The sequence below is a fragment of the Desulfosporosinus shakirovi genome (genome assembly GCF_020595055.1).
Lineage (GTDB): Bacteria > Bacillota > Desulfitobacteriia > Desulfitobacteriales > Desulfitobacteriaceae > Desulfosporosinus > Desulfosporosinus shakirovi.
On the sequence record NZ_JAJDOO010000080.1, the window covers coordinates 1 to 2,883 of the forward strand.

Below are 2,883 nucleotides of genomic sequence, written 5' to 3' on the forward strand. Positions count from 1 at the left end.
GTTACAAAAAATGCTTCTTGGTTTACAAAGTGGCCTCTCGTCTTTCAAGTAAGTTTTTGCTTTTTGTTGTGGAAAATTAATAATACAAAATGTATGATATAATTGACAAAAAGATGAATGCATATTACTATTATACTTGAGGTGTTGGAATGAGCAAAAATTTGAAGTTGAAATCTTCAAGAGCGGCTAAAGACATGTCACAAAAAGATCTGGCAGATGCCACGGGAGTAACTCGGCAGACCATTAATGCCATTGAAAAAGGGGATTATAATCCATCTATTAAGTTGTGTGTTTCTATCTGCAAAGTATTAGGGAAAACTCTCGATCAACTATTTTGGGAGGAAGAGGAAGATGAGTAGAATTAACTTAGATGAAATGCAAGTTCAAAAACGAAACATGGTTGGGAATCAAGCGTTTATGTTACTCTTTTACCTTCTTTTGATTGACATTGGTCTCAGTGGGTTTGGTTTCCGCTGGCTGCAGTATCCCATGAATGTTTTCGTTATTATGCTAGGGTGTATGACTTATTATTTGACTCGAATAATATGGAATAATTCCTACGTTGGACCTAGACCTAAAAATAGAAATAAAAATATAGGTAGAAAAATTGCACTTGTTCTTGGGGTGGCAGCATTCGTGGCTGGAACAGTTGCTTATCTCAACATGGATTCTTTGAAAAAACCGATTTCCTCTGGGGATAAGGGTGCGATGATTTTATTTGTGTTTTCAATCGTATTATTTATTGTATTAGGTATTGTTAGCTTACTCACTAAGTGGCAAGCTAGAAACGATGAATAATTAAACCAGCGACAAATCATCAATGCTCAGAGGGTAAAGGTGTTGATGAAATGGGCACAGACTATGTATGGAAAAATGTTTTACCTGCAATACTAGGGTTAATGTGTGATTGGAGGTATTTTGCATGGGAGACAAAAGTCCTAGGAACAAGGAGAAAATGAAGAAGAAGTCTGAGAAGAAAGCTACTCCTCCAGTATCTTAGTTCTAATCTCGAAAATTCATAGTAATTATACTTCTCTAGATGACTTCGGTATTAAGCTGGGGTCTATTTTTTTATTAACTTACAACTTTGATAAACCAAATATTATAAGTATTTAAGAATTTTAGTTTCCAGAAGATAGATTTTAAAAAATGGTGGTTGTGTAAAAAGTTTTTATAATCTCCATTATTTGCTATAATATGTGCTAGAAGCATTTCGTTTGCAACCTAGAAATGGGTATCGTAAACAGGTGCTTACAAAGATAGTGGTTAGTGTTAAATAAAAGTCTTGGAGGTTTTGGTATGTCGGATGAACTACTATTTGGATCATCGATCACTGAAATAGTTAAAAAAAGAATTTCTGTCCGGACTTATTTAGAGCAACCATTAACGCCCGAGATTCAAGATGCGTTGCGTGGATTTTTTTCAACTTTCAGGGGTCCATTTGGAGGAAATGTAAGATTTGAGCTCATTGAAAGTGATCTTGCTCGTAAAGAATCAAGCGCAAAGCTAGGGACTTATGGGGTGATAAAAGGTGCATCGACCTATGTTGTTGCCGTGGTTGAAAAGGCTGACAGAGATTTAGAGGATTTTGGATATTCCTTTGAGAAGGTTGTTTTATATGCTACATCCTTGGGGTTGGGTACTTGTTGGCTTGGCGGAACTTTTAAGAAAAGTGAATTTGCTAAAGCGATTGAGCAAAAAGATCATGAGATTTTGCCTTGTATCTCGCCGATTGGTTATTCCAGCAACAGAAAGAGTTTGATCGATTCTGCTATGAGATTTACTGCCGGATCAAAAAACAGAAAAGGATGGGGCGAGCTTTTCTTCAATAGTGATTTTGGGCATCATTTGTCTAAGTCGGCGGCCGGGAAATACGAAACCCCACTGGAAATGCTGCGACTTGCACCCTCAGCTTCCAATAAGCAACCGTGGAGGATTGTGAAGGATACTAATAAGAGTCATTTCTTTCTCCAACACACTAAGGGCTATGCTAAATTTATGGCTCACGATTTACAAAGAGTTGATATGGGTATTGCCATGTGTCATTTTGAACTGACTGCCAAAGAACAAGGTATCAGTGGAAAATGGCAAATCAGTGATATAGGAAGCATCAGTACACCACCAGATACCGAGTATTTGGTTAGTTGGGTCGAAGGCATTTAATCTATTATTATTCTATTTAATGTGAAGGATGAGGTCTATTGAACTCAGGGTCATGGATTGCGATCTACTTGCCATTGTTCATTATATTTTTTATCATTTTGCCACAGCAACGTGCGGTGCATAAGGCGGTACTGTTAAAAATCAGGAAGAGGGAAGGTGTAGATATAATGACTAACGAGCTCATCAAAAAGTACATCAGCAAGAAATGTCTGATATCCACAGGGACTTTTGGCACTACTGTCAAGGGAATAATAATAGGTGTCAATGAAAATTGGCTTGAAGTAGAAACGAAAAAAGGTAACGAACTTATTAATGCGGAATTTATTCAGAGTATAAAAATGATATAAATGCAAATGCTACCGTATAGTACGGTATCCAAACCCCTTGAAATGAAAAGACCTAGATGGGTTTTTTCATCTTGAAACACCATATTGACGGCACGTAAGTATCTTAATATTATGATAAACCTTGCTCCATTGAGGTGAATGTTTGAGAGGAATAGGATTAAAATAGGCGTTGACAGCATATCTTGAAAATGGTATTATGACTGGGTGCCTCAAACGCACTTGGTTAATCAGAAAGGGAAGAGTTACTACTCTTTGCATCTGACTAAAGGTTAAGAGATTAGTTATTGACAACATAAGTTGAAAATGCTAAGATACGATTCCGGCCTAAACAGCCAGAGAAAATATCCTGATCTTTGAAAACTAAACAACAAGG

4 protein-coding genes are annotated in these 2,883 nt (G+C 36.9%); all 4 read left to right on the forward strand.

Going from position 1 to position 2,883, the window contains the following annotated elements:
• The first annotated feature begins 149 nt into the window (after window positions 1-149).
• Window positions 150-359, forward strand: coding sequence for a helix-turn-helix transcriptional regulator (locus LJE72_RS25820; protein ID WP_229251003.1), 210 nt, complete (start codon window positions 150-152; stop codon window positions 357-359).
• The gene (locus tag LJE72_RS25825) at window positions 352-798 is read left to right on the forward strand and encodes a DUF6773 family protein (RefSeq protein ID WP_229251004.1); all 447 of its coding nucleotides are present in this window, start codon (window positions 352-354) and stop codon (window positions 796-798) included. Before LJE72_RS25820 ends, LJE72_RS25825 begins: the two co-directional genes overlap by 8 nt.
• Window positions 799-1,299: 501 nt before the next feature.
• On the forward strand, window positions 1,300-2,163 hold the full coding sequence (locus tag LJE72_RS25830; protein WP_229251005.1) for a nitroreductase family protein: 864 nt from the start codon (window positions 1,300-1,302) through the stop codon (window positions 2,161-2,163).
• Between the two features lie 38 nt (window positions 2,164-2,201).
• On the forward strand, window positions 2,202-2,510 hold the full coding sequence (locus LJE72_RS25835) for a DUF6897 domain-containing protein (protein WP_229251006.1): 309 nt from the start codon (window positions 2,202-2,204) through the stop codon (window positions 2,508-2,510).
• Window positions 2,511-2,883 lie beyond the last annotated feature (373 nt).